At 63.5% G+C, this 25366-nt stretch carries 26 protein-coding genes; 8 read left to right on the forward strand and 18 right to left on the reverse strand.

Translation table 11 applies throughout. From position 1 onward, the window contains the following. Positions 1-147: 147 nt before the first annotated feature. Positions 148-624, forward strand: coding sequence for a thioesterase family protein (locus IHE39_RS21685; protein ID WP_246470511.1), 477 nt, complete (start codon positions 148-150; stop codon positions 622-624). Between the two features lie 181 nt (positions 625-805). Then, positions 806-1003 (forward strand): hypothetical protein, encoded by a 198-nt coding sequence (locus tag IHE39_RS21690; protein WP_184767161.1) that lies wholly within the window; start codon positions 806-808, stop codon positions 1001-1003. Between the two features lie 45 nt (positions 1004-1048). Here the strand turns inward: IHE39_RS21690 and IHE39_RS21695 are convergent, their stop codons facing one another. The 3 genes from IHE39_RS21695 to IHE39_RS21705 all read right to left on the reverse strand — a co-directional run bounded on the left by IHE39_RS21695 (position 1049) and on the right by IHE39_RS21705 (position 3092). Further along, positions 1049-1930, reverse strand: a complete 882-nt coding sequence (locus tag IHE39_RS21695) for a dienelactone hydrolase family protein (RefSeq protein ID WP_246485594.1) — start codon at positions 1928-1930, stop codon at positions 1049-1051. A 131-nt stretch (positions 1931-2061) separates the two neighbouring features. Continuing rightward, positions 2062-2604 carry a glyoxalase superfamily protein gene (locus tag IHE39_RS21700; RefSeq protein ID WP_192567926.1) on the reverse strand — a complete coding sequence of 181 codons (543 nt, stop codon included), beginning with the start codon at positions 2602-2604 and terminating at the stop codon, positions 2062-2064. Positions 2605-2825: 221 nt separating this feature from the next. Beyond that, entirely contained in the window at positions 2826-3092 is a 267-nt protein-coding gene (locus tag IHE39_RS21705; RefSeq protein ID WP_210327656.1) for a TonB-dependent receptor, read from the reverse strand. A gap of 83 nt (positions 3093-3175) precedes the next feature. Between IHE39_RS21705 and IHE39_RS21710 the strand changes: the two genes are divergently transcribed. After that, the gene (locus IHE39_RS21710; RefSeq protein ID WP_192567928.1) at positions 3176-5674 is read left to right on the forward strand and encodes an ATP-dependent helicase; all 2499 of its coding nucleotides are present in this window, start codon (positions 3176-3178) and stop codon (positions 5672-5674) included. Between the two features lie 334 nt (positions 5675-6008). Then, on the forward strand, positions 6009-6200 hold the full coding sequence (locus tag IHE39_RS21715) for a DUF1059 domain-containing protein (RefSeq protein WP_184767158.1): 192 nt from the start codon (positions 6009-6011) through the stop codon (positions 6198-6200). Positions 6201-6361: 161 nt separating this feature from the next. On the opposite strand, the gene IHE39_RS21720 is transcribed toward IHE39_RS21715, so the two are convergent. From IHE39_RS21720 to IHE39_RS21735, 4 genes are all read right to left on the reverse strand, one after another. Further along, the gene (locus IHE39_RS21720) at positions 6362-6667 is read right to left on the reverse strand and encodes a hypothetical protein (RefSeq protein WP_184767157.1); all 306 of its coding nucleotides are present in this window, start codon (positions 6665-6667) and stop codon (positions 6362-6364) included. Between the two features lie 119 nt (positions 6668-6786). Next, positions 6787-7161, reverse strand: a complete 375-nt coding sequence (locus IHE39_RS21725; RefSeq protein ID WP_192567929.1) for a low affinity iron permease family protein — start codon at positions 7159-7161, stop codon at positions 6787-6789. A 75-nt stretch (positions 7162-7236) separates the two neighbouring features. Continuing rightward, a complete protein-coding gene (locus IHE39_RS21730; RefSeq protein WP_192567930.1) occupies positions 7237-7878 on the reverse strand; it encodes a DapH/DapD/GlmU-related protein in 642 nt (213 codons plus the stop codon). A 36-nt stretch (positions 7879-7914) separates the two neighbouring features. Continuing rightward, the gene (locus IHE39_RS21735) at positions 7915-8403 is read right to left on the reverse strand and encodes a CreA family protein (protein ID WP_184767154.1); all 489 of its coding nucleotides are present in this window, start codon (positions 8401-8403) and stop codon (positions 7915-7917) included. 118 nt (positions 8404-8521) lie between these two features. Between IHE39_RS21735 and IHE39_RS21740 the strand changes: the two genes are divergently transcribed. The 4 genes from IHE39_RS21740 (at position 8522) to IHE39_RS21755 (ending at position 12144) form a co-directional block, all read left to right on the forward strand. After that, entirely contained in the window at positions 8522-8725 is a 204-nt protein-coding gene (locus IHE39_RS21740) for a hypothetical protein (protein ID WP_184767903.1), read from the forward strand. Positions 8726-8759: 34 nt separating this feature from the next. Continuing rightward, entirely contained in the window at positions 8760-9338 is a 579-nt protein-coding gene (locus tag IHE39_RS21745) for an SCO family protein (protein WP_184767153.1), read from the forward strand. A gap of 21 nt (positions 9339-9359) precedes the next feature. Further along, complete coding sequence (locus IHE39_RS21750; protein ID WP_192567931.1) at positions 9360-10232, forward strand: 50S ribosomal protein L11 methyltransferase; 873 nt, start codon at positions 9360-9362, stop codon at positions 10230-10232. Between the two features lie 82 nt (positions 10233-10314). Continuing rightward, a complete protein-coding gene (locus IHE39_RS21755; RefSeq protein WP_192567932.1) occupies positions 10315-12144 on the forward strand; it encodes an aminopeptidase P family protein in 1830 nt (609 codons plus the stop codon). Positions 12145-12189: 45 nt separating this feature from the next. Here the strand turns inward: IHE39_RS21755 and IHE39_RS30750 are convergent, their stop codons facing one another. The 11 genes from IHE39_RS30750 to IHE39_RS21810 all read right to left on the reverse strand — a co-directional run bounded on the left by IHE39_RS30750 (position 12190) and on the right by IHE39_RS21810 (position 25171). Continuing rightward, on the reverse strand, positions 12190-12486 hold the full coding sequence (locus tag IHE39_RS30750) for an AzlD family protein (RefSeq protein ID WP_184767150.1): 297 nt from the start codon (positions 12484-12486) through the stop codon (positions 12190-12192). Next, positions 12483-13211, reverse strand: coding sequence for an AzlC family ABC transporter permease (locus IHE39_RS21765; protein WP_246470509.1), 729 nt, complete (start codon positions 13209-13211; stop codon positions 12483-12485). The genes IHE39_RS30750 and IHE39_RS21765 overlap by 4 nt, the downstream gene beginning before the upstream one ends. Positions 13212-13391: 180 nt before the next feature. Further along, on the reverse strand, positions 13392-14000 hold the full coding sequence (locus IHE39_RS21770; RefSeq protein WP_184767148.1) for a 3'-5' exonuclease: 609 nt from the start codon (positions 13998-14000) through the stop codon (positions 13392-13394). Positions 14001-14008: 8 nt separating this feature from the next. Further along, positions 14009-16165, reverse strand: a complete 2157-nt coding sequence (ligA, locus tag IHE39_RS21775; protein WP_192567933.1) for an NAD-dependent DNA ligase LigA — start codon at positions 16163-16165, stop codon at positions 14009-14011. A 129-nt stretch (positions 16166-16294) separates the two neighbouring features. Next, complete coding sequence (gene recN, locus IHE39_RS21780; RefSeq protein ID WP_192567934.1) at positions 16295-17971, reverse strand: DNA repair protein RecN; 1677 nt, start codon at positions 17969-17971, stop codon at positions 16295-16297. 10 nt (positions 17972-17981) lie between these two features. Further along, positions 17982-18851 carry an outer membrane protein assembly factor BamD gene (locus IHE39_RS21785; RefSeq protein WP_184767145.1) on the reverse strand — a complete coding sequence of 290 codons (870 nt, stop codon included), beginning with the start codon at positions 18849-18851 and terminating at the stop codon, positions 17982-17984. A gap of 183 nt (positions 18852-19034) precedes the next feature. Continuing rightward, complete coding sequence (lpxC, locus tag IHE39_RS21790) at positions 19035-19970, reverse strand: UDP-3-O-acyl-N-acetylglucosamine deacetylase (protein WP_184767144.1); 936 nt, start codon at positions 19968-19970, stop codon at positions 19035-19037. Between the two features lie 276 nt (positions 19971-20246). Beyond that, positions 20247-21938 (reverse strand): cell division protein FtsZ, encoded by a 1692-nt coding sequence (gene ftsZ, locus IHE39_RS21795; protein ID WP_184767143.1) that lies wholly within the window; start codon positions 21936-21938, stop codon positions 20247-20249. A gap of 70 nt (positions 21939-22008) precedes the next feature. Beyond that, on the reverse strand, positions 22009-23319 hold the full coding sequence (gene ftsA / locus IHE39_RS21800; protein WP_192567935.1) for a cell division protein FtsA: 1311 nt from the start codon (positions 23317-23319) through the stop codon (positions 22009-22011). Continuing rightward, positions 23316-24257 carry a cell division protein FtsQ/DivIB gene (locus tag IHE39_RS21805; protein ID WP_312880708.1) on the reverse strand — a complete coding sequence of 314 codons (942 nt, stop codon included), beginning with the start codon at positions 24255-24257 and terminating at the stop codon, positions 23316-23318. The genes ftsA and IHE39_RS21805 overlap by 4 nt, the downstream gene beginning before the upstream one ends. After that, positions 24245-25171, reverse strand: a complete 927-nt coding sequence (locus tag IHE39_RS21810) for a D-alanine--D-alanine ligase (RefSeq protein ID WP_184767141.1) — start codon at positions 25169-25171, stop codon at positions 24245-24247. Before IHE39_RS21810 ends, IHE39_RS21805 begins: the two co-directional genes overlap by 13 nt. Between the last annotated feature and the right edge of the window lie 195 nt (positions 25172-25366).

Consider the following 25366-nt stretch of genomic DNA (forward strand, 5'->3'; position numbering starts at 1 on the left):
TGCCAGCCCTGACAGTTTGTCCAGCGCCACCGTGCATGACCCCGGAATCGGATTTTCGGAAAAGGATCATGCACAAACTTAAATGTGACAGCGTCCTTTGCGCGTTCTGCCGGACGCGCGGCGCTGCCAAGTCAAAGAGGATCGTCCATGCCAGCACCGTTCGTCTCCAGCGTCATGGACGTCGAGAAAGCCTGGCTCGACTACAACGGCCATATGAACATGGCCTATTACAACGTGCTGTTCGACCGCGGCGGCGAGGAGGCACTCGACCTGCTTGGGCTGGGTGCCGCTTATGCCCGCGACCGCAAGCTCACCACCTACACCGCCGAGATCCACGTCTGCTACGTCAGGGAGCTGCACCTCGGCGACAAGGTCACCGCGACCTTCCACCTGCTCGACCACGACGAGAAACGCTTCCGGGTCTACCAGGAACTGCATCATATCGACGGCTGGTTGTCGGCGACGTCAGAGACCTTGTCGCTCCATGTCGACATGAACGGCCCGAAGGTCGCTCCCTTCCCACAAGACATCATGGCCACGCTTGATGCCATGCGGGCGGAGCATGCCGCATTGCCGATGCCCGAGCGCGCCGGCCGCTCGATCGGCATCAGGCGCAAGGGCTGATACTGGCCCCCGGACGGGGGCAAGCCCGCATAGTGGCTTCAAGGCCACAGGCGATTAACCTTACCTGTTCATAACCCACGCCACAGCCTGAGGTTCGTTGATCGCCCCTCGCTGCCCTCCGACAATCCACGCAAGCGAAGTTGAGTCGCGGCGGCGGGCACCGGACGGCTTGAGGCAAGGCATGCACACAGACATCGAAGCAACGGCCAACAAGCTCGCCTGCGACCCTCGCATCAGCGACTATGATTTCTGGCGTTCGCTTCGCAACATCAACAACGAGCTGTTCGAGATCGCCAACAACAACAAGCCGATCCCGATCGAGATGCTGCGCTGGCGCGTCATCCTGCGCCAGGCCCGCTCCAAGCGCGGCGTGGCCTGAAGCCGGCCGAAAGGCGCGCCGGACGCGCGTTTGCCGCTTGCCTGATCAGGCAAGCTTTTCCTTGAAGAAGGCGACCGTCCGCCCCCAGGCCAGTTCCGCCGCTTCCTTGTTGTAGCGCGCCTCCGAGGTGTCGTTGTTGAAGGCGTGCTGGGCGCCGTCATAGACGAAGACCTGGAACTCCTTACCAGCCTTCTCCAACGCCGCCTTGTAGGCGTCGATGCCGGCGTTGATGCGGTCGTCCTTGCCGGCATAATGCAGCATCAGCGCCGCCTTGATGTTGGCGATCTCAGCCTCGTCCTTCGGCTGGGAGCCATAATAGGCGACCCCGGCGGCGAGGTCGGGCGCGTTGACGGCGAGCGCGTTGACCGTGCCACCGCCCCAGCAGAAGCCCATGGCGCCGACCTTGCCATTGCCGGCTTCATGGCCTTTCAGGAACGCCACCGTCGCTACGCCATTGGCCACCGTTTGCGCCGCGTCGAGCTGGCCGAACATCTCGCGCGCCTTCTCCTCGTCGGCGGGGGTGCCACCGAGCGGCGATAGATAGTCGGGTGCCAGCGCAACGAAGCCTTCGAGCGCGACGCGACGCGCCACGTCGCGGATATGCGGATTGAGGCCGCGGTTTTCGTGGATGACTATGACGGTCGGCAGCTTGCCTGTGGCGTCGGCAGGCCGCGCGAGATAGCCCCTCATCTCGCCCGCGCCACCGCCGGGATAGGTGATGTCTTCGGATTTCAGCCTTTTGTCATCTTCCGCGATGATCGCAGCCTGCGCCTGGCTGGCCGAAAGCAGCGGTGCGATGGCTGCTGCGGCCGCGCCCGAGCCGGCGAGCTTGGTCAGCTTCTCCATGAAGCCGCGTCGGTCGAGGGTCAGGTGGGTGTATTCGTCATAGGCATCGATCATCGCCTGGGTGATGGCAGGTCGTGTCATCTCTCGCTCCCTGTCTGGTTCGGCAGGCGGCGAGTTTAGCGTATGCAAATGTAGTTGGTTTCACTGTTACGTGATCGGTACGATCGCGAAAAGCGCCCGCGCGACCATTGCGCGGGCGCATCGAACACCTCTCAGTCCTGGCTTTCCATGAAGCGGATGCGGTTGCCGAACGGGTCGATCACCTGGCATTCCAGCCCCCAGTCCTGCTGCTCCAGGCCGGGCCGGTTGTATTTGTAGTCCTTGCCGATCAGCCCCTTCTGGAATGCTTCGACGCCCTTCATGTAGCAGACGGCGGTCGCGCCCGGACTAGCGTCGCCGGAATGCTCCGACAGATGCAGCTTCAGGCCGCCGCGCGACACCTGGCAGTAGAGCGGCGCGCCGGGGTGGAAGCGGTGCTCCCAGTCGATGGTGCAGTCGAGGAAGCCCTGATAGAAGCCCCTCGCCTTGTCCTCGTCGAAAATGCGGAAGATCGGCACCGGCTGGGTGAAGCTCACCGCACCCGCCGCGGGCTCTTTGGCCTTATCCAGCTTGCTCGACAGGATGTTCCAGGTCTCGACGCCGAATTGTCGGGCGACGATCTCCAGTGCCTCGCTGTGGCTGACGTCGAGGCTCTTTTGGGCAAGTGCCTCGCGCATGGCTTTCGCCATCACCTTGGCGTCACGATAGGTTCGCATGATTTTCCGACCCTTTGGTTGTGGCGAGAATTCCCATCAGTGCCCGCATTGCCGATGCTCTCACCATCCCTCGGGATCAGGTGACGGAAGCGTCCGATGTGTTCGCCAAACCCCTTTGCAGGGCGCGGACTGCCGGCCACATCAAGCCGTCAGCCACGCTAACCCTGTCGCAGCCCAGGGGTCAAGGCTGCCCCCCTTCCAAGGCAGCGACCCAAAAACCTTCAGAACTTCATCGCCAGGCGCGCCCTGAAGGTCCGGCCCGGAGCCGGCATGAAGCTCTGGGCGAGCGGATCGAGATAGTAGCGGTTGGTCAGGTTCTCGACCGAAACATTGACCACCGCGTCGTCGCGCAGCTTGTAGCTGGCGACGGCATCGACAACCGTCACCGGACGGTAGAACAGCTGCACTGCCCTGACATTCTTCTGCCAGGGCTTGTCGAGCTTGTCGATCGGCCGATGGCAGCGCCGCAGCGCCTGCCTCCCCTGCAAAACCGCCTCTTTCCCCGGCACAAACCAGAACAAAACAGAGACGCTTCTGGCCTTTCCGCCCCGAATCACTACATTCGGGGCAAATGTCAGACTTTCCGGACGACATGCCCTTCTTCGACGAGCCCGGCGCAATGCCGCCCCGGCCCGCCAGCACGCCCGCGCCCAGCGGTATCGCCGCGCGTGCCATGGCCGCGCGCCAGGCGCCTGCCGCGCCCGACTACCTCACGGGCCTGAACCCCGAGCAGCGCCTCGCCGTCGAGACCACCGAAGGCCCAGTCCTGGTGCTTGCGGGTGCCGGCACCGGCAAGACCCGCGTGCTCACCACCCGCATCGCTCATATCCTGAGCCAGGGCCGCGCCTACCCCAGCCAGATCCTCGCCGTCACCTTCACTAACAAGGCGGCGCGCGAGATGAAGCAGCGCATCGGCCATCTTGTCGGCGAAGCCGTCGAAGGCATGCCCTGGCTCGGCACCTTCCACTCCATCGGCGTCAAGATGCTGCGCCGCAATGCTGAGCTGGCAGGCCTGCGCTCCGACTTCACCATTTTGGACACCGACGACGTCATCCGCCTGATCAAGCAGCTGATCCAGGCCGAAGGCCTCGACGACAAGCGCTGGCCGGCGCGCCAGTTCGCAATGATGATCGACGGCTGGAAGAACAAGGGCCTGGGTCCCGCCGAGATCCCCGAGGGCGATGCGCGCGCCTTCGCCAACGGCAAGGGCCGCGAGCTCTACAAGGCCTATCAGGACCGCCTGCAGACGCTGAACGCCTGCGATTTCGGCGATCTTCTGTGCCACCCGATCCGCATCTTCCGCGCCTATCCTGATGTGCTGAAAGAGTACCACAAGCGCTTCAAATACATCCTCGTCGACGAGTACCAGGACACCAACACCGCCCAGTACATGTGGTTGCGCCTGCTCGCCCAGGAAACCGGCGCGCCGGGCCAGAAGAACGTCTGCTGCGTCGGCGACGACGACCAGTCGATCTATGGCTGGCGCGGTGCCGAGGTCGACAACATCCTGCGCTTCGACAAGGACTTTCCGGGCGCGGTCGTCATTCGGCTTGAGCGCAACTACCGCTCCACCGCCCACATCCTCGGTGCCGCTTCCCATCTCATCGCCCATAATGAGGGCCGCTTCGGCAAGACGCTGTTCACCGATCGCAACGACCCCGAAGATGGCAAGGTCAACGTCCACGCCGCCTGGGACTCCGAGGAAGAAGCCCGCGCCGTCGGCGAGACCATCGAACAGCTGCAGCGCCAGAAGCACAACCTCAACGACATGGCGATCCTCGTCCGCGCCTCGTTCCAGATGCGCGAGTTCGAAGACCGTTTCGTCACACTAGGCGTCAACTACCGCGTCGTTGGCGGCCCGCGCTTCTACGAGCGCCAGGAAATCCGCGATGCCATGGCCTATTTCCGCGTCGTCGCCCAGGGTGCCGACGACCTCGCCTTCGAGCGCATCGTCAACATTCCCAAGCGTGGCCTTGGCGAAGCCGCCATCCGCCAGGTCCACGACACTGCGCGCGCCCTTGGCGTGCCGATGCTCGAAGCCGCCCGCAACCTCGCCGAAAGCGACGAACTCAAGCCCAAGCCGCGTGCCGCGCTCCGCGAAGTCGCAGCCAATTTCGAGCGCTGGCAAAAGGCGCTCGACAACACGCCGCACAACGAACTCGCCGAGACCATTCTCGAAGAGAGCGGCTACACCGACATGTGGAAGAACGACCGCTCGGCCGAAGCGCCCGGCCGGCTCGAGAACCTGAAAGAGCTGATCCGCTCGATGGAGGAATACGAGTCGTTGCGCTCGTTCCTCGAACATGTCGCCCTCGTTATGGACGCCGACAAGAACGAGGACCTCGACGCCGTCAACATCATGACGCTGCACTCGGCCAAGGGCCTCGAATTCGAGACCGTCTTCCTGCCCGGCTGGGAGGAAGGCCTGTTCCCGCACCAGCGCGCGCTTGACGAAGGCGGCCGCTCGGGCCTCGAGGAAGAGCGCCGCCTCGCTTATGTCGGCCTCACTCGCGCCAAGAAGAACCTGCATCTGTGGTTCGTCTCCAATCGCCGCATCCACGGCCTGTGGCAGTCGACGATCCCCTCGCGCTTCCTCGACGAGCTGCCCGAGGCACATGTCGAGGTCGCAGATGCCGGCAATTCTTATGGCGGTTACGGCGGCGGCCGCCAGAACCCCTATGGCGCCTCGCGCTTCGACAGCGTCGGCGAAAAGTCCTTCTCCAACACCTATGCAACGCCGGGCTGGCAGCGCGCGCAGGCAAACCGCACCGAAGCCACCGATCGCAACTGGGGCTCGCGCTCCGGCCATTCGGTCGAACGCATTGGCTATGGCGAAACCGATTCCGGCTTCGGCGCCGGCCGCGGCTCGGTCAAGGGCCGCACCATCGATGGCGAACTGATCGCCAAGTCGGTCGCCTCGGAGCCTTCACGCTTCAGTGTCGGCGACCGCGTCTTCCACCAGAAATTCGGCAACGGCAACATCTCGGCCATCGACGGCAACAAACTGACCATCGACTTCGACAAGGCCGGTCAGAAGAAGGTGCTGGACGGGTTTGTCAACGCGGTGTGAGCCTCACCGTTTCCGAACCGGGCGAACCGTAGGTCCCCGGGCCAACTCGGCCTCTGCACAATATCTGCAATAAACTCCTGAAAATCTCCTCGTAGCGGCCGCAGCGCGTGCGCGATTGCGGGCCACAGATGTCGCATGCAAACGACATCGACCGCCACGTCCCGCACGCCCCGCCAGTTGCGATGGTCACGCAAGCCGAGCAATCTCAGCCGGTTGTTGCCCATCGCAAGTCCGGAGGGAGTGCCGGCGCCGACCCCACTTACCGGTTGCTGCCTCGCATGCGTAGGAATAACATTAGGTTACGCTAATTCACATGGCACAGGGAGGTGAGACGATGCGCAGATATATCGATTGCCGTGAATTCCCGAGCGAAATGAAATGCACGGTCGCGATCGTGGCCGACAGCGAGGACGAACTGGTCAACGCCGCCGTCCAGCACGCGGTCGCGGTGCATGGCGAGCACGACACGCCCGATTTCCGCTCCGAGGTCAGGAAAGCCATTCACGTCGGCTCGCCGCCGGCCTGATTGATCAGATCGCTGCAGGCCCTGATTTGGCGGACAGTTCACTGCGGATCCTGGTGGCCCAGTATGCCAAGCGCTTTTGCCGCTCACGCTTCTGCCGCTAGCGGCATGCGAAGCTTACGCTTTTTCTGATTGTCGCACGTAAGTTGGCAAGGCCTGAGCCCCTATTGCCGTTGCGCCCGGCTTTCGCCGCTGCGCATCGCCTTCAACCGTTCGGCCGCAGATGCGGCCAGTTCGGCATAGCGGTCTTCCAGCGCTTCGGCAGCGACCAGCACCTCGGGCTCGAAATCATTGGCCTCAAGTACCCGCCGCAATTTCTCGACGAATTCTGCCTGCTGCTCGAGCGCGGCAAACAGCTTCTTGACCTGGTCGCGGCTGATATCGGGATTGGCGAGCGTCGCTGGAACCTCACGCGCCATCTCGGCGCCGGTCTCGGCCTGCTCTCTGAGGATGTCCAGCCAATCAGTCACGCTACGCCATACCCTACCCGCCACAATCTTGTCCCCGACCGGGGAAATCGTCAACCGCCCAAGGCAGCCGAAAGCTCTGCGTGGAACGTGCATCCACACCTGAGGCAGGAGCCCAGCGCTCACGCCTTAGCCTTGGCCTCGTGCTTTCTTGCCGCCTCCTCGCATTTGCGCCGGATGTCTTCGACCTCGGTTTCGGTCAAATGCTCGATGCCGATGAAGTGGTTCTGCGCCTTGCCGACGCGGATCAACTCGTCGAGCTTGGCCTGAATCGCAGCGCCATCGCGGTTCTGGGTGTTCTGGATCAGGAACACCATCAGAAAGGTGATGATGGTCGTGCCGGTGTTGATCACCAGCTGCCAGGTATCGGAAAAGCCGAAGACCGGGCCCGAGGCCGCCCAGACCAGAACGATCAGACAGCACCCGAGGAAGGTCAGCGGCAGACCTGCGGCATAAGCCACCTTGTTAGCAATCCTGGTGAAAACCCTCTCGAACATCGGAACTTCCCTTCGGCTGACGAAAGGAAACAATCGGTGCCCGCGTCGGGTTCCGCAGGACGGGCAGCGGCGTGGCTAGCCGTCGCGCCCCTCCCAGCGGTCGAGGAACGCCTCGATCGGCTGGCTCTGCATGTCGGGGATGGCCTCGAACAGCCGTTCGGGCGGCCAGTCCCACCAGGCAAGTGCTTCGATACGCGCTGAAATTTCAGGCGGAAAGCGCAGCTTCAAGCGCTTGGCCGGCACGCCGGCGAAGATCTCGAACGGCCCGACATCGCGTGTCACCACGGCATTCGCCCCAACCACCGCGCCATTGCCAATGGTCACGCCGGGCATGATGACCGCGCCGTGGCCGATCCAGACGTCATGCCCGATCGCCACCAGCTTGGCCCTGCGGCGCTCGCGGAAATCGCCGTCGACGCCGAGATAGCGGAAATATTCGTTGGGCCGGTAGCTCACCTTGTGCGTGGTCAGCCGCTCCATCGGATGGTCGAGCGCATTGATGCGCGTGTTGGCGGCGATCGAGCAGAACTTGCCGATGGTGGTGTAGATCGCCTCGGCATGGCGCTCGAAATAGGAATAGTCGCCGACGACGACCTCGCGCAGCACGACGCGCTCGCCAACTGTCACGTGGCGGCCAAGCCGGCAGCCTTTCAGCTCGGAAGTCGGGTGGATGCGCGGCTCGTCATCCTTGAAGCGAAGGTCGGCGGGAGTGTCCATCTGCGGGATTTACGCCCGCGCCATCGACCTCGCAAGCTATTGCGGCTTACCCTTGGTCCAGATCACGTTCTGGCCGTAAAGCGGCACCGTCGTCATCGACATCTTGGCCGAGCCGTCCTGCACCTGGCGCGAATGGGCGAGGTAGATCAGCGTCTCGTTCTGCTTGTCATAGATGCGGTTCACCACCTGCTCTTTCCAGATCAGGCTAATCCCCTGCTTGAACACTTCCTCCCCCTCCTGGCTCAGGTCGATCTCGCCAATGCTGATCGGCCCGGTTTGCTGGCAGGAAATGGCTGAATCGGACGGGTTCTCGAACCAGTTGCCCTTCTGCAGCCGGTCGATCACGCCGCGGTCGAAATAGGAGACGTGGCAGGTGACGCCTTCGACCTTCGGGTCCTTGATCGCCTCGACGATGATGTCGTTACCGAGCCAGTCGACGCCGACCTCGCCGACCTGCTGGGCCATGGCGGGCGAAACGGCACCCAGCGCAACTGTCGTGGCAAGGATGGAAAGGGCACGCCGCATGAAAGCCTCCTGGAATGGTGAAGTCGTCCACACTTGGGTCAGCCGATCGCCCGATGCAAGGCAACAGCCGGCATGGCGCTCGCGAAATGGTGTTTCGTGGACGAATGAGAGCGTCAACATGTCCCTTTTGGCAAATCACGCGCCGCGCTATGTAGGGTTGATGAAACAGGCTTTGCCCACATCGCTCAGGACGGTCGCGTGGATCGCGCTCGGCCTGGCGGCGTTTGCGGCATCCAGCGGCCTTGCCTTCGCCTCCTGGCTGGACAAGGACGCCGGCATCTTCATGTCGCTGGTCGAAGCGGGCATGTCCTGGTGCTTCTGAGCCGGTCAACAATCTCATGATGGAATCACAATCGATGATGCGCACCATTCTTGCCGGCATTCTGATCCTGATGGCTGCCGGCGTCGGCTGGCTGACCTTCGACTGGTACAGCAGCAAGACCAGCGCCCAGGCCTTCGGCGCGCCTTTCGTGCTCGTCGACCAGAAGGGTGCCGAGATCACCGAAGCCGCCTTCCGCGGCCAGCCGAGCGCAGTCTTCTTCGGCTTCACCCATTGCCCCGAGGTCTGCCCGACGACGCTGTTCGAGCTCGACGGCCTGCTCAAGCAGATGGGCGACGAAGGCAAGAACCTGCGCGCCTATTTCGTTTCGGTCGATCCCGAGCGCGACACGCCCGAGGTCATGAACAGCTACGTCAGCAACGTCTCCGACCGCATCACCGGCATCACCGGCGACCCGGCCAAGATCGCGGCCATGGCCAAGGCCTTCGGCATCTATTCCAAGAAGGTTCCAACCGAAGGTGGCGACTACACCATGGACCACACGGCGTCGGTGCTGCTGCTCGACAGCAAGGGTGATTTCTTCGGCACGATCGCCTATGAGGAGAACCCTGAGACCGCGCTTGCCAAGCTGAAGCGGCTTGCAAACGAAGGCTGACCCTTCTCCACCGGACCTGACATGACCCAGACACGGCTGCACATCACCACCGGCCGCGAAGTTGCCAATCGCATCTTTGCCGCACTCGAAGCCGCCTTCGAGAGCGACGGCTGGCCGATCGCCATGATCGAGATCGACGAGGACCGCGACATCCACGAAGTGTCGCTTTATGCCGATGGTGAGGTCGTCGACATCGAACGCCGCATGGCCGAAGTCCTGTCTTCGGAAGGTCATGCCGGCGGCATCGAACGCGAAGTGCTGCCCGATGTCGACTGGGTGGCGAAGTCGCTCGAAGGCCTGAAGCCGGTCGAAGCCGGCCGCTTCATCGTCCACGGCAGCCATGACCGCAAGGACGTGCGCGCCGACCAGATCGCCATCGAGATCGAGGCCGGCCTCGCCTTCGGCACCGGCCATCACGGCACGACATCAGGCTGCCTCGAGATGATCGAAAAGGTCATTGCAGAGGAAAAGCCTACCAATGCGCTCGACCTCGGCACCGGCAGTGCCGTGCTTGCCATCGCGGTTGCCAAGCTGGCACCTATCCCGGTGCTGGCCACCGACATCGACCCGGTGGCGACCGAAGTCGCCGCCGCCAATGTCCGCCTCAACGGCGCTGCCGACCATGTCGAGACGGCAACGGCGGAAGGCTTCGACGACCCGATCTTCGCCGCGCGCGGCCCGTTCGACCTGATCGTCGCCAACATCCTGGCCCAGCCGCTGATGCAGCTCGCCCCTGAAATGGCCGCGCATCTGGCTGCAGATGGCTCGCTGGTGCTCTCGGGTATCCTCGACCGCCAGCACGACGCCGTGGTCGAAGCCTATGTCGCGGCCAAATTCCGCCATATCGAAACCTTCCACAGGGAAGGCTGGGTGACGATCCACCTCAAGAACTGACCGCCCTGGCACAAGCCGGTAGCGTTGCCAGCGGGGGCGCGCGACGATAGGTTCGCCGGAAATCAGTTTCCGGGAAACCACCATGTTCCAGTCCTTCGATTCCGCTGGCGATCCCTCCGTCGGCAAGCCGCGCGTGGCACTCCTGCGGCAGTGGCTGAAGGAGAACGCCCTCGACGGCTTCATCGTGCCGCGCGCCGACGAGCATCAGGGCGAATACGTCGCTCCACGCTCGAATCGCCTGCGCTGGCTGACCGGCTTCAGCGGCTCGGCTGGCGTCGCCATCGTGCTTGTCAGGAGCGCATACATCTTCGTCGACGGCCGCTACACGCTGCAGGTGCGCGACGAGGTCGATCTCGACATTTTCACTGTCGAAAGCCTGATCGACAACCCGCCGTCGCTGTGGATCAGGGAGAGCCTGCCCAAGGGCACGCGGCTCGGTTTCGACCCCTGGTTGCATACGATGGGCGAGGTCAAGGCGCTCACCGCAGCGGCTGAAAAGGTCGGCGCCGTGCTGGTCCCCCTCGCCCGCAACGCCATCGACGCGATCTGGGAAGACCAGCCCGACGCGCCACTGGCCCCGGTCGAGATCCACCCCGAGGCCTTTGCCGGTGAACTCGCCAAGGACAAGCTCAAGCGGCTGACTGCGGCGATCGAAAACGACGGCGCCACCCATGCGATCCTGACCGACCCGTCATCGCTCGCCTGGGCCTTCAACATCCGTGGCGGCGACGTGCCCCACACGCCGCTTGCGCTTGGCTTCGCCATCCTCGCCGCCGACGGTTCGCATGCGGTGTTCATGGACAAACGCAAGCTTGGCCGCACCGAAGAGGCCTATCTCACCCAGTTGGCCGACATCAAGGCGCCAAGCAAGCTCGACGACGCGGTCACAGCCCTCGCCAAGTCAGGCGCCAAAATCGCCCTCGACCCCGTGCTTGCCGCCGACCGGCTGCGCGCCCTGATCGAAGACAATGGCGGCACGGTGGTGCAAGTGCCGGACCCGGCGCGCCTGCCGCGCGCGACCAAGAATGCCGCAGAGATATCTGGCTCACGCGCCGCCCATCGCCGTGACGGTGCAGCCGTCGCCAAGCTGCTGTGCTGGCTCGACCGCCAAGAGCCGGGCAAGCTCGACGAGATCGCAGTGGTCACCAAGCTGGAAGAATGCCGCCGCACCACCGGCGAGGAAACCCAGATGCCGCTGCGCGATGTGTCGTTCGACACCATCTCTGGCGCAGGCCCCAACGGCGCGATCATGCACTACCGCGTATCCAAGGCGACGAGCCGCGTGCTCGCCGAGGGCGAGCTGTTCCTGCTCGATTCGGGCGCGCAATATCAGGACGGCACCACCGACATCACCCGCACGATGCCTGTGGGCAAACCGACCGAAGAAATGCGCGAGCGCTTCACGCTGGTGCTCAAGGGAATGATCGCGATCTCGCTCGCGCGCTTCCCGAAAGGCACGCGCGGCGCCGATATCGATGCGCTTGCCCGCATCGCCTTGTGGAAGTGTGGCCTCGACTACGCCCATGGCACCGGCCACGGCGTCGGCTCGTACCTCGCCGTGCATGAGGGCCCGCAGCGCATCGCCAAGACGGGCATGGAAAAGCTGCTCGCCGGCATGATCCTGTCCAACGAGCCCGGCTACTACAAGGAAGGCCACTACGGCATCCGGCTGGAAAACCTGATTCTGGTGACGCCGGCTGGCGAACTGTCCGGCGGCGACATCGCCATGCATGGCTTCGAAACGCTGACGCTGGCGCCCTTCGACCAGCGTCTGCTGCGCGCCGACCTGCTGACACGCGAGGAGCTCGACTGGCTCAACGTCTATCATGCCCGCGTGCTGGCCGAGATCGGTCCGATGCTTGATGGCGAAACGCTGGCCTGGCTGGAAAACGCGACCGCGCAGATCGCCTGAACGGCCGTTGGTGGATGACCCGCCGCGCTTGGCGGCGGGATTGCCTCAGCCGATGAAATGCCTGAGCGCGATCAGCACGGCGGCACCGGCAAGAAACATCGTCATCAGGCCGCTGCGCAGCGAAACGACGGCGGCAACCCCCAGCGCCGCCAGTTCAGCCGGACCGGCCGACATCGCGGCGGGTGCCACAAGCGTCGTCAGGACCGCCGCCGGCACGGCGTTCAGCCCCGCCTCGACGCGCGGATGGATGCGCTCGAAGCGCGAGATCACCAGATGTCCGCCGATACGCGTCAGATAGGTGGCGACCGCACCGGCGATGATGATCCAAAGCGTCGTGCTCACGATACCACCTCCGCCGTCTCGTCCGATGTGACCGGCTCTTCGGGACGGATCGGCATAGCGGCGGCAAACAGCACGCCGGCAAGCGCTCCGATCGATACGTGCCAGGGCGAGCCGACGGTCTTGTAGGCGATCATCGAGGCGACGGCGCTGGCAACGACGATCGGCAGCCAACGCGGGCGCTTGCGAAAGCTCATCACCAGCCCGAGGAAATAGATCGGCAGCAAGAAATCGAGGCCGATGGCATGCGGATTGGGGATCAGCCGCCCGAACAGGGCACCCAGTGCGCTCTCGGCGACCCAGAACACATAGATCGGCAGCGCCATGCCCATATACCAGGCAAAGGTCACCTCCTCGCCATTCTCGCCCTTGCGCTCGGCCTCGGCATATTGCGGGTCGACGAGGAAGAAGTAGCCGATCGCCTGCTTCAGGAATGGCCAGTGATCGATGCGCTTGCCGACAGCCGCCGAATAGAGCACGTGGCGGAAGTTGACGGCGAAGATCGACAGCACCACCAGCCACGGCGCGACATGCTGGCCGAACAGCTCGATGCCGACCAGCTGGCTGGCGCCGCCATAAATGCTGGCGCTCATCAGTGTCGCCTCGGCGACGGAAAAACCGTTGTCGACGGCAAGCGCCCCGAACAGGATGGCAAAGGGCGCCGAAGCGACCACCACCGGCACGCTCAGGCGCACGCCTTGCCAGAATTCACCTCGACGATCAGACATTTGGCCTCCGTGTCGCATCGGCTCAGATCGAGCTTTGCCAGATCGATCTTGATTGTTTGAATGCACGATGCAGGTCGAAATCGAAACGCAGGGCAGCTCGACCAAGGCTCCGTAGCCTGCGCGGAGGTCTGAATAGGTCAGCCGGCTTGGCGTGTCACATCAATTCGATTGAGCCAACGATCAGCGTTTTTTGGCTTTCGGCGGTTGCTTCACCGAGCATGGCGAATTGCCGCCCGCATGCAGCCTGCCCATCGTCATGTCGAGCTTGATCGGCAGGTCACGCAGCGCCGAGACGTTCAGCTTGCGTGCCGCCGCCAGCGCCACTTCGCCGCAGGCATGCGCGTCTTCGGCGGCATTGTGGTGCTTGAACGAGAAGTCGATATGGCGCGACACCTCGTTGAGCCGATGTGAGGCGAGTTCCTGCCACACCTTTTTCGCCAGCTTGAGTGTGCAGATGTAGTCGATGTCAGGACAAGCCGTGCCGTACAGCTGATAGCTCGCCCTGAGCACGCTCATGTCGAAGGACGCGTTGTGGGCGATCACCAATGTGTCGCCGAGATCGTCCTCGAACTCCTCCATTACCTCGGGAAATTCGGCCGCGTCCTCGACATGTTCCGGCCGGATACCGTGAACGGCGATGTTGAAGCGCGAAAAGCGCATGTCCTTCGGTCTGATCAGCCGCTCCTCGACACGGATGACCGCGCCGTCCTCAATCCAGGCGAGGCCCACGGAGCACGGGCTGCTGCGCTGCTCGTTGGCAGTTTCGAAATCGATGGCAAGTGCACGCATGAAATCTGTCAGCCCGCCTGCCCGACGCGCTCGAACCACTGGTCCTCGGTGATGACCTCGATGCCCAGGTCGGTCGCGGCCTTGAGTTTCGACCCGGCTCCGGGCCCTGCCACCACCAGGTCGGTTTTCTTCGAAACCGAACCTGCCACCTTGGCGCCGAGCTTTTCGGCCATCGCCTTGGCCTCGTCGCGCGACATCTTTTCCAGCGATCCGGTGAAGACCACCGTCTTGCCCGACACCGGCGAGGACACATCGCCAATGCGCTCCTCGTCGAGTGGCGTCACCTCGGCGAGCAATGCGTCGAGCACCTGCCTGTTGTGCGCCTCGGCGAAGAATTCGACCACCGCCTCGGCAACGATCGTGCCGATGCCGTTGACGCCTGTCAGCTCCTGCCAGGCGGCATTGCCCTTGTCGCCCTTGCCTTCAGGCATCAACGCGGCCGTGCCGGCAGCTCGGAAGCCATCGAAGTTGATGTAATGGCGGGCGAGACGCTTGGCATTGGTCTCGCCGACGTGGCGGATGCCGAGCGCAAACAGGAAGCGCGAGAACTCGACCTGGCGGCGATCGTCGATCGCCGCGAACAGCTTGCTCACAGAGGTTGCGCCGAAGCCATCTATGTTCTCGAGCTTGGTGAGCGATCCCTCCTGGCGCCGCTTGAGCGTGAAGATGTCGGCGGGCGAGCCCACATGCAATGCGGGATCCTGTGACTGGAAGAAGAACTCGATCTGCTTTTCGCCCAACCCCTCGATGTCGAAGGCATTGCGCGAGACGAAATGGCGAAGCCGTTCCACCGCCTGTGCCGGGCAGATCAGGCCGCCGGTACAGCGGCGCACCACCTCGCCCTCCTCGCGCACCGCGTGGCTGTCGCAGGCCGGGCAGCGTGTTGGGAACTGGTAGGCTTGTGCGTCCGCAGAACGCTTCTCCATGACGACGTCGAGGATCTGCGGGATGACGTCGCCGGCCCGCTGCACGATGACGGTGTCACCGACCCGGATGTCATGGCCCTCGTCACGAATGGCCTGGCCGCTATTGCCGATACCTTTGATATAGTCCTCATTGTGCAGCGTGGCGTTGGTCACCACGACGCCACCCACCGTCACCGGCTGCAGCCGCGCCACCGGCGTCAGCGAACCGGTGCGCCCGACCTGGATGTCGATACCGAGAAGCGTCGTCGTCGCCTTTTCGGCCGGGAACTTGTGGGCGATGGCCCAGCGCGGCGAACGCGAGACGAAGCCAAGCCGCTGCTGCAGGTCGAGCCGGTCGACCTTGTAGACGACGCCGTCAATGTCGTAGCCGAGCGTGGCGCGATTTGCCTCGATCATCCGATACTGCGACAACAGGCCTTCGACGCTGTCGAACACCTTCATCAGCGGATTGGTCTTGAAGCCGTAGCGGCCGAAGGCGGCGACCATCCCCATCTGGCTGTCGGCAGGCATCCGGCTGACCTCGCCCCATGCATAGGCGAAAAAGCGCAGCGGTCGGCTGGCGGTGATCGAGGTGTCGAGCTGGCGCAGCGAACCGGCAGCCGCATTGCGCGGATTGGCGAAGATCGGCTTGCCGGCCTCCGCATTGCGCCGGTTGAGCTCGGCAAAGTCGGCGTGGCTCATATAGACCTCGCCGCGCACCTCGAGCACTTCAGGGAAGTCGCCTGACAGCACATTCGGAATATCGGCGATGGTGCGGGCGTTCGCCGTGACGTTTTCGCCAACCTGACCGTCGCCGCGCGTCGCAGCCGTCACCAACCGCCCGTTCTCGTAGCGAATCGACAGCGATAGGCCATCGATCTTGGGCTCGGCCGATATCGTCACCGGCTCGTCCGCCCCGAGGCGGAGGAAGCGCCTGATCCGCCCGACGAACTCGCTGACGTCCTCGTCGGCAAAGGCGTTGTCGAGCGACAGCATCGGCACGACATGCGTGACCTTGCCGAATTTTTCCGAGACGGCGGCACCCACCGACTTCGACGGCGAATCCTCGCGCACCAGCTGCGGAAAGCGCTGTTCGATCGCGAGATTGCGGCGGCGCAGCGCGTCATAGTCGGCGTCCGAGATCATCGGCGCATCGTCGGCATGATAGCGCAGATCATGGCCGGCGATCTCTTCGGCCAGCCGCGCAAGCTCCGCCGCGGCTTCAGTCTCGCTCAGCGAATCGACTGGCTTGTCGGACATGGTGCGGCTCCGGCTGAAAACGCGGCCACCATAAATCAGGACGCTGCCGAGCGGGAGCCGCCCAGACCGAATTCCACGTCAAATCAGCAGGATCGCGTAAGCTCCTGACATCGGCACCACAGTTGCCGCTTAGGAAGCGGCGGCAACATTCTCGCGCAGCAGCCGTTCGGCGGCGGCGCGTGCCTCCTCGGTGATGGTCGCGCCCGAGAGCATGCGCGCGATCTCTTCCTGGCGCGCCGGACGGTCCATCTCGTGGATGCCAGTGGCCACCTTGTCGGTGTTGCCCTTCTTGGAGATCAGGAAATGTGTCGCGGCGCGCGCGGCGACTTGCGGCGCATGCGTCACCGACAGCACCTGCACACGGCTGGAAAGCCGCGCCAGACGCTGGCCGATAGCGTCGGCAACGGCACCGCCCACGCCAGTGTCGATTTCATCGAAGACGAGCGTCGGGGCCGAACCACGATCGGCAAGCGCGACCTTGAGCGCCAGGAGGAAGCGCGACAGCTCACCACCCGAGGCGACCTTCATCATCGGACCGGGCCGCGTGCCGGGATTGGTGCGCACCCAGAATTCGACCTGGTCGATGCCCTCGAGCATGCGGTTGTCGGCTTCGCTCGACATCTCGACCAGGAATTCGGCGCGTTCGAGCTTGAGTTCCGGCAGTTCGGCCATGACCGTCTTGCGCAGGCTTTCGGCCGCCGTCTTGCGCAGCTCCGACAGGCTCGCAGCGATCCGGTCGTAAGTATCCCGCGTACTGCGCGCCTGCTGTTCCAGCGTCTGCAACCGCTCTTCGCCGGCATCGAGGTCGGCGAGATCGGCGACCATCGTGTCGCGCAGCTTGGCCAGGTCGTCGACGGCGATATTGTGCTTGCGCGCTGCGGCGCGCAGGGCAAACAACCGCTCCTCGGCCTTTTCCAGCCGCTGCGGATCGTATTCGGTGGTGCGAAGCGCTGCATCGACACCCGATTGCGCCGCATCGAGTGAAATCATCGCCTCGTCGAGCGACTTGACCACGTCGTCGAGCAGTCCAGGGACCTCGGCCGCCTTGCGCTGCAGCCGGCGCAACAGGCTGGCAAGCTGTGGCAACGGCGACGACGAGCCGGACAGCACGTCCTGCGCATCCTGGATTTCGGAAGCGATCTTTTCGACGCGCATCATTGCAGCGCGCAACTCGGCCAGTTCGCTCTCCTCGCCCGGCTGGGGGTCGAGCTTGGTCAGTTCGGTCACCGAAGCACGCAGATATTCGGCCTCGCGCGCGGCCGCATCGACGCGAGCGCGGTGGCGCGACAGTTCCTGCTCGGCGCCACGCCAGATCTTCCAGGCGTCGGCGGTCGCTTTGGCTTCGCCGACATGGCCGCCAAACGAATCGAGCACATCGCGATGCGCGCCCGCATCGACAAGCGCGCGTTCGTCATGCTGGCCATGGATCTCGACCAGGGCCCGGCCGATGTCGCGCATCAGCGTCACACTGGACGGCTGGTCGTTGACAAAGACGCGGGTGCGGCCGTCGGCAGTCTGGATGCGCTTCAGGATGATGTCGCCATCGTCGTCGATGGCATTGTCGGCGAGCAGCGTACGCGCCGGATGGTTGCGCGGCACGTCGAAGACGGCGCTCACCTGCCCTTGCGTCGCACCGTGGCGGACGAGCGACGCATCGCCGCGCGCGCCGAGCGCGAGCGACAATGCGTCGAGAAGGATGGATTTGCCCGCGCCGGTTTCGCCAGTCAGCACGGAAAGACCGGGCGTGAAATCAATGTCCAGCCGTTCGATCAGGACGATATCGCGGATCGACAGGCGCGAGAGCATCTATTTTTGGTCAGGCGCCGGAGAACATCTTCCCGGCCTTGGAAATCCAGGAGCCGGCATTTTCGCGAGGCTCAAGGCCGCCGGACTGCAGCAGCTTGTACGAATCCTTGTACCATTGGCTGTCAGGATAGTTCTGGCCAAGTACCGCAGCTGCCGTCTGGGCTTCCGAGGTCAGGCCCATCGCATAGTAGGTCTCGGTCAGGCGCGCGAGCGCTTCTTCGATGTGGCGCGTGTTCGAATAATTCTCGACCACGTTGCGGAAGCGCTTGGCCGAGGCAATGAACTCGCGGCGCTCGAGATAGTAGCGGCCGATCTGCATTTCCTTGCCGGCGAGCTGGTCGCGGGCGAAACGGATCTTGGCGTTGGCATCGTCGACATATTCCGACGCGGGCCAGCGCTGAACCACTTCGGTCATCGCCTCGATGGTGCGGCGGGCTTCCTTCTGATCCTGCGTCACGTCGCGAATCTGGCGGAAATAGCTCAGGCCAATGATGTACTGGGCGTAAGCAGCATCGTCGGTCGAAGGATAAAGCGCAAGGTAGCGCTTGGCCGAGTTGATGGCCTCTTCATAGGAGCCTTGACGATAGCTGGCGAACGCGCCCATCACCATCGATTTGCGGGCGAACTCCGAATACGGATGCTGGCGGTCGACAGCCTCGAACTTGCGGCTGGCCTCCTTGAGGCGGCCGGCATTGAGGTTGGCGAGGCCTTGATTGTAGAGCACGTCGGCCGGTTCGGTCTGCTCGACATAGGTCGCGAGATCGACATCGGCTTCGCCGGACATGCAACCGGACAGCGCAAGCGTCGGAGCGATGAGCGAAAGCGCCACAACCAGAGGCTTCACGCGCAATTTCGATCGATCGGCTCGTATCAATGACATCACAGAGTTCCGCCCCTTTGGCGCTGTTTCGCTTTTAGGCAATGGCCATAGATCACAACTGGCTTTGCCGGGCAACGCTATCAGCCGCCAATCGCGCAATTTTGTGGCACGCAATGACGCATGCCATTTCGCCGGCCAAGTGGTGCAACAAGGTCACACCATCTTTCCGGCGATTGCGTGCCGTCAGAGCGTCCAGGGCGCGTGGACTGCGGCGCTGACAGCGATAAGTTCGGCCGAACGGCCGCGCTCGCGGCGCGATGTCTCGACCACCTCGAAGGCCGAACGGTCGGAAAGCAGGCGGCGCAGGGCGGCAGCGTTCAGCCTGTGGCCACCGCGATAGGAGCGGAAGCAGCCGATGAAGCGCGCGCCGGCCAGCGCCAGGTCGCCCATCGCGTCCAGCGTCTTGTGACGCACGAACTCATTGGAAAAGCGCAGGCCTTCCATGTTGATGATGTGGTTGTCGTCACCGATGACCACGGAATTTTCCAGCGACGAGCCAAGCGCGTAACCGGCGGCCCACAGGCGCTCGACATCCTTCATGAAGCCGAATGTGCGGGCACGCGAGATTTCGCGGCGGAAAATATCGTCGTTGATGTCGGATGCGAAGGACTGGCGGCCGATCGCCGGACTTTCGAAATCAATCTCGACCTCGAATCGCGTGCCGCCATAGGGGCGGAACTCGGCCCACGAGGCACCGCTTTCGATTCGAACCGGCTTGAGAACGCGGATGTAGCGGCGCTTGACGCCCTGAACTTCGATGCCGGCCAGGTCGATGGCCTCGACGAACTGCGCGGCACTACCGTCGAGAATCGGAATTTCGGCGCCTTCGACTTCGATCAGAAGATTGTCGATACCGAGGCCGAACAGTGCGGCCATCAGGTGTTCGATCGTGGCAACGTGCTGGCCGGCGGGATCGCCGAGCAAGGTGCAAAGATCGGTCGCACCCACTTCTGACACAATTGCACGAAATTCTCGGTCAGCAACCTGAAACACCACGCCCGTATCCGCGTCTGCCGGCGCGAAATGGATGGCTACCGGCTTGCCGCTATGAACGCCAATGCCCGACAGCGTGACACGCGATTTGAGTGTTGTCTGATAGTCCTGCAAGTCGATCCCCATATGCCCGTACTCACCACGTCCGCTTCGCCACACCACGGCGCACGGCTCTTATGCTCGCTAGACGGGACCTCATCCCCACAATACCCGTCAGCGACCTTAGTCGGCGCGAAGATAGTCTTCCGGGTGAGAGACTCCAAATCACGGTTTCTTACTCTGTGTAACTGCGGGGCCGCTTCGACTCGCCCCGTCAAGTCAATGATTTGACTGATCTTTTCAGATCAAAAGGCGGGCGTCGAGACGCCCGCCTTTCAAACAGTGTTACCGGTCGTTCACAGATCAGTTGGCTTGCCGGCGAAGGAACGCCGGAATCTCCAGCTGGTCGTCTTCCTGAGTCCGTGCCTGCGGTGCCAGGCGGCCATGTTCGTCGAGCTGTCCGCGGCGCGGCGCGTAGAGCTGCGATTCCTGGCTGGTCATGCGGCGCTGCTCGGGTGCCGGCTGGCGCAGCTTGGGCTCGCGCGGCTGCGCGGGCTGCAGGCGTGCCGGCTCTTCCTCACGACGGGTCAGGCCGCTGGTCAGGCGCTTGAGCAGGCCCATCGGACCGCGGTCCTCATGGTGCTCGGCCGGCTGTGCCTTGGCTTCCACCTCGGCTTTCACCATCGGCGGGAAGTCCTCGACACGCGGCATGCGCGGCTGGACCTGTGCCGGCTGCATCATCTCGCGCTGCGGTGCCACCTGTGGCTGGGCCACCGGCTGCGGTGCGGGCTGCTGGAACTGCTGCGGCTGGTACTGCTGGGCCTGCGGCTGGGCAGGCGGAGCCGAAAACAGCTTGCTCTGTGGGCGGAACTCTTCACCCTGCGGAGCAGCGGGACGCGGCTGCGCCATCGCTGCGGCATTGGATTCGGCAAGGCGGATTGCCTCGGCGACCGGGTCGCTGGTGCGCACTTCCATGCGCGGCTGCTCGACCGGAGCGGCCTGCAGGACAGGACGGGCCGGCTCGACCGCACGCGGAGCGGGCTTCGGCGCCTGACGGATTGTCAGCGGTGCCGCAGCCATGTCAGCTGCCGACTTGTCGATGCCGGTGGCAACAACCGACACCCGGATGACGCCTTCGAGGTCTTCGTCGAAGGTGGCGCCCAAGATGATGTTGGCGTCCTGGTCGACTTCCTCGCGGATGCGGGTCGCAGCTTCGTCGACTTCAAACAGCGTCAGGTCGCGGCCGCCAGTGATCGAGATCAGCAGGCCCTTGGCGCCCTTCATCGAGGTCTCGTCGAGCAGCGGGTTGGCAATCGCTGCTTCGGCAGCGGCCATCGCACGGCCCTCGCCCGAAGCTTCGCCGGTGCCCATCATCGCCTTGCCCATCTCGCGCATCACCGAACGGACGTCGGCAAAGTCGAGATTGATCAGGCCTTCCTTGACCATCAGGTCGGTGATGCAGGCGACGCCCGAGTAGAGCACCTGGTCGGCCATGGCGAATGCGTCCGCGAAGGTCGTCTTGTCATTGGCCAGACGGAACAGGTTCTGGTTCGGGATGACGATCAGCGTGTCGACGCACTTCTGCAGCTCTTCGATACCGTAGTCGGCCGTCTTCATGCGGCGCTGGCCTTCGAAGTGGAACGGCTTGGTGACGACGCCGACTGTCAGGATGCCCTTTTCGCGCGCCGCGCGGGCAACGACGGGAGCAGCGCCGGTGCCGGTTCCGCCGCCCATGCCGGCGGTGACGAAGCACATGTGGGTATTCGACAGGTGATCGATGATCTCGTCGATGCACTCTTCAGCGGCGGCGCGGCCGACTTCCGGCTGCGAACCAGCGCCAAGGCCCTCGGTGACATGCGCGCCGAGCTGGATGAGACGCTCGGCCTTCGACATGGTGAGTGCCTGAGCATCGGTGTTGGCTACGACGAACTCGACGCCGCGCAGACCAGCAGTGATCATGTTGTTGACGGCATTGCCGCCGCCACCGCCAACACCGAAGACGGTGATGCGGGGCTTGAGCTCGGTGATGTCCGGCTTCTGCAGATTGATCGTCATAGTCCTCGTCCTTTTTGCCTTTCGAACCGCTTCGCCGTGCGGCCGTTTATGGGGCTGCCCCCGTCAATTCCTAAAAACTGTCTCTCAACCACTGACTCATGCGATGCAGTTTTCCGCCAGTTCCCGTTGCCCTGTAACGGGAAATCCCTTTCGCAGACTGGCTTTCGATGCCAGCCATCTGCGGGTAGATGAGGAGCCCGACGGCGGTCGCGAAAGCCGGCCCCTTGGCCGCCTCCGGCAGACCTGCCACGCCAAGCGGGCGGCCGATGCGCACATTGCGGCCGAGAATGCGACGTGCTGCCTCGGGCAGCCCGACGAGCTGGCTGGCGCCGCCCGTCAAAACGACGCGCTTGCCAACCGCATTGCCGTAACCCGACTTGTTGAGCCGGTCGCGAAGCAGTTCCAGCGTCTCGTCGATGCGGGCGCGAATGATGCGCGTCATCACTGAGCGCGGGATCTGCAGGGGAACGTCGTTATCGTCGACGCCAATCGGCTGGATGCTGATCAGGTCGCGGTCGTCGGTGGTGCCGGGCAGCGCCGAACCGTGCATGACCTTGAGCCGCTCGGCATCGTCGAGGCGTGTCGACAGGCCCTTGGCCATGTCCATGGTGACGTGGTTGCCGCCGACCGGAATGGCGTCGGCATGCACGAAGCGCCCCTCGGAGAAGACCGAGAGCGTCGTCGTGCCGCCGCCCATGTCGATGCAGGCAGCGCCCATTTCGAGTTCGTCGTCGACGAGTGCTGCGAGGCCGCTGGCGTAAGGCGTTGCAACCATGTGCTCGACCGACAGGTGCGAGCGATTGATGCAAAGCTCGAGATTGCGCATAGGCGCCGAATCGCCCGTCAGCACATGCATATCGACACCAAGCGTGTCGCCGACCATGCGGCGCGGATCGCGCACGCCGCGCTCTGCGTCGAGCGAAAAGGCGACTGGCAGCGAGTGGATGACGTCGCGCTCTGCCCTGAGCGCCTGCTTGGCGCCGGCGGCGAGAACGCGCTGGACGTCGGATTCGTCGACCTCATGGCCTCCGAGATTGATCATTGCCGAAAACGACTCGCTCTTGATACGGCCAGCCGACAGATTGACGATCAGCGAGTCGGCGGTCAGCCCGGCCATGCGCTCGGCGGCGTCGACGGCGAGACGGATGGCGTGTTCGGCGCGGTCGAGGTCGACGACGACACCCGACTTCACGCCTTGCGACTTCTGATGGCCGATGCCGATGACCTGGGCCTGATGGGTGCGTCCCTTGAGCAACTGGCTGCCTTCAGCCGGCTTCAGCTTGGCGACCACGCAGCAGACCTTGTTCGAACCGACATCGAGCACCGTAAGGATGCCCGAGCGACGCGAAACCGGATCTTTTTGACCGCCAAGCCAGCTCATATTCTCTTCTCCGCCTTCGCCTTGAGGGCTTTCGGCTTGGTTTTCAGCGCGTCGGCACGACGCTCAACCGCTTCCGGCGTGAGCTGCACCACCAGTCGATCGCCGAAGCGCATGTCCACGGCGGAGATGTCACGCGTCAAAAGCGCGTTCTCGCGGTCGAGATCGGCCAAATCGGCGAGCGCTGCATCGACCTGATTCTCGGGCAGCTTGACGGTGATTCCGTTGTCGAGGCGCAAATCCCACCGCCGCTCACCAACACGGATGTAGCCCTTCACGCGCGCTGCCAGTTCGGGGAACGCCTGCACCCTGGCGACGAAGTCCGCGGCACGGTCGGCGGCGCCAAAGCCGATGACCAGCGGCAGCGCCAGCTGGCGTCCGCCAGCGTACGGGGCAATGATCTTGCCATCCTTTTCGACGACGCTGAGCTGGCTGCCATGCTGCCAGATGGCAAAGGCATCGCGCTCGTCGATGCGAACCTCGATGGTATCGGGATAGACCTTGCGCACCGCGGCATCGCGAACCCAGGGCAGGCTGACGATGCGCTCGCGCGCTTCTTCCGGATTGAAGCCAACGAGCGATGTCCAGCCGTCGAGCTCTAGCTTGTCGAGAATGTCGATCTCGGAGGTTTCGCGGTTGCCCGACACCTTGATCTGGTCGACGGCAAAACCGCTGCGGGCGGTCACGCCCTGAACCATCGCCGGGAAGTGGCCACCGAGATAAGCGCCGTAAAGCGAGCTTGCGCAGAGAAACGCCGCCGTCAGCATCGACGCGGCATAGGGCGGAGGCGTGAACTCCCCGCGCCCGAAGCGTGACAGCATGCGGACGGGCTTGCGCAGCAGCCGCGGCAGCACGAAATGCTCCGCGGACAAGGACAGCCCGAAGACGCGCGGCGCAGCACCACCCATCCTTCTGTTCTGTCCCGATCTCAACGCAAACACGAAGCGTCCTCCACCATCCAACTCAACAACTCACCAAACGAATGCCCGGCGTGGGCGGCAATCTCAGGCACCAGCGACGTCGGCGTCATGCCGGGTTGCGTGTTAACCTCCAGCCAGACGACCTCTCCATTTTCGGAATGGCGGTCGTCGTACCGGAAGTCAGATCGGGAGACGCCCCGGCACCCGATCGCTTGGTGAGCCTTGAGCGCCAGTGTTTGTATTTTTTGGTAAATATTCGGTGAAACTTTCGCGGGGCATTCGTGCTTTGATCCGCCAGCTACATATTTTGAATCATAATCGTAGAAGGCATGACCCGTCGGGACGATCTCGCAGACGCCAAGCGCGACATCGCCCATCACGGCGCAGGTCAGTTCGCGGCCATGGACGTAGCGCTCGACCATCACGGTGTCGCCGTAACGCCATTCCGACGAGGAGATGACCTGAGGTGGATGCGACTGGTCTTCCTTGACGATGACCACGCCGAAGCTCGATCCTTCCGACACCGGCTTGACCACGTAAGGCGGCTTCATCGGGTGCTGGTTGCCAATGGCGAAACGGTCGAGAACCCTGCTTTCGGCAATCGGAATGCCGGCAGCCTTGGCCACCTTCTTCGACTGCTCCTTGTTCATCGCCAACGCCGAGGCCAGCACGCCTGAATGGGTGTAGGGAATGCCGAGATATTCGAGGATGCCCTGGATGGTGCCGTCCTCGCCGAAAGGACCATGCAGAGCGTTGAATGCGACATCCGGCTTGAGCGCCGAAAGCACCGCACCGACATCGCGATCGACGTCGACTCGCGTGACCTGATAGCCCACCTGCTCGAGCGCTTCGGCACAGGCATTGCCAGACGACAGGGACACAGGCCGCTCGGACGAAAACCCGCCCATCAGGACAGCGACGTGCTTTGACTTCATCCCCTGAGGTCCCCTCTCGACTCGGACACAACACCTTGTTTCCAAAGACTAAATAAGAGCACCCGGAAGTTGGACTTCCGGCTGGAAACGCGGGCTACGCGTCACGCGACTCAAATCAGGAAACACTTTAGGTCAGAGAATCAGAGACTTGATTCCGTGGCAAGAGCCGATTGGAATTCGTTGCAATTTCATGAC

Origin of the sequence: Aminobacter carboxidus (assembly GCF_014863355.1) — a bacterium.
In the GTDB taxonomy this organism is placed as follows: Bacteria; Pseudomonadota; Alphaproteobacteria; order Rhizobiales; family Rhizobiaceae; genus Aminobacter; species Aminobacter carboxidus.

Coding starts and splice junctions, on each gene's coding strand:
- IHE39_RS21685 (WP_246470511.1), top strand. CDS start 148: ATGCCAGCACCGTTCGTCTCCAGCGTCATGGACGTCGAGAAAGCCTGG.
- IHE39_RS21690 (WP_184767161.1), top strand. CDS start 806: ATGCACACAGACATCGAAGCAACGGCCAACAAGCTCGCCTGCGACCCT.
- IHE39_RS21695 (WP_246485594.1), bottom strand. CDS start 1,930: ATGACACGACCTGCCATCACCCAGGCGATGATCGATGCCTATGACGAA.
- IHE39_RS21700 (WP_192567926.1), bottom strand. CDS start 2,604: ATGCGAACCTATCGTGACGCCAAGGTGATGGCGAAAGCCATGCGCGAG.
- IHE39_RS21710 (WP_192567928.1), top strand. CDS start 3,176: ATGTCAGACTTTCCGGACGACATGCCCTTCTTCGACGAGCCCGGCGCA.
- IHE39_RS21715 (WP_184767158.1), top strand. CDS start 6,009: ATGCGCAGATATATCGATTGCCGTGAATTCCCGAGCGAAATGAAATGC.
- IHE39_RS21725 (WP_192567929.1), bottom strand. CDS start 7,161: ATGTTCGAGAGGGTTTTCACCAGGATTGCTAACAAGGTGGCTTATGCC.
- IHE39_RS21730 (WP_192567930.1), bottom strand. CDS start 7,878: ATGGACACTCCCGCCGACCTTCGCTTCAAGGATGACGAGCCGCGCATC.
- IHE39_RS21735 (WP_184767154.1), bottom strand. CDS start 8,403: ATGCGGCGTGCCCTTTCCATCCTTGCCACGACAGTTGCGCTGGGTGCC.
- IHE39_RS21740 (WP_184767903.1), top strand. CDS start 8,522: ATGTCCCTTTTGGCAAATCACGCGCCGCGCTATGTAGGGTTGATGAAA.
- IHE39_RS21745 (WP_184767153.1), top strand. CDS start 8,760: ATGATGCGCACCATTCTTGCCGGCATTCTGATCCTGATGGCTGCCGGC.
- IHE39_RS21750 (WP_192567931.1), top strand. CDS start 9,360: ATGACCCAGACACGGCTGCACATCACCACCGGCCGCGAAGTTGCCAAT.
- IHE39_RS21755 (WP_192567932.1), top strand. CDS start 10,315: ATGTTCCAGTCCTTCGATTCCGCTGGCGATCCCTCCGTCGGCAAGCCG.
- IHE39_RS21765 (WP_246470509.1), bottom strand. CDS start 13,211: ATGTCTGATCGTCGAGGTGAATTCTGGCAAGGCGTGCGCCTGAGCGTG.
- IHE39_RS21770 (WP_184767148.1), bottom strand. CDS start 14,000: ATGCGTGCACTTGCCATCGATTTCGAAACTGCCAACGAGCAGCGCAGC.
- ligA (WP_192567933.1), bottom strand. CDS start 16,165: ATGTCCGACAAGCCAGTCGATTCGCTGAGCGAGACTGAAGCCGCGGCG.
- recN (WP_192567934.1), bottom strand. CDS start 17,971: ATGCTCTCGCGCCTGTCGATCCGCGATATCGTCCTGATCGAACGGCTG.
- IHE39_RS21785 (WP_184767145.1), bottom strand. CDS start 18,851: ATGTCATTGATACGAGCCGATCGATCGAAATTGCGCGTGAAGCCTCTG.
- lpxC (WP_184767144.1), bottom strand. CDS start 19,970: ATGGGGATCGACTTGCAGGACTATCAGACAACACTCAAATCGCGTGTC.
- ftsZ (WP_184767143.1), bottom strand. CDS start 21,938: ATGACGATCAATCTGCAGAAGCCGGACATCACCGAGCTCAAGCCCCGC.
- ftsA (WP_192567935.1), bottom strand. CDS start 23,319: ATGAGCTGGCTTGGCGGTCAAAAAGATCCGGTTTCGCGTCGCTCGGGC.
- IHE39_RS21810 (WP_184767141.1), bottom strand. CDS start 25,171: ATGAAGTCAAAGCACGTCGCTGTCCTGATGGGCGGGTTTTCGTCCGAG.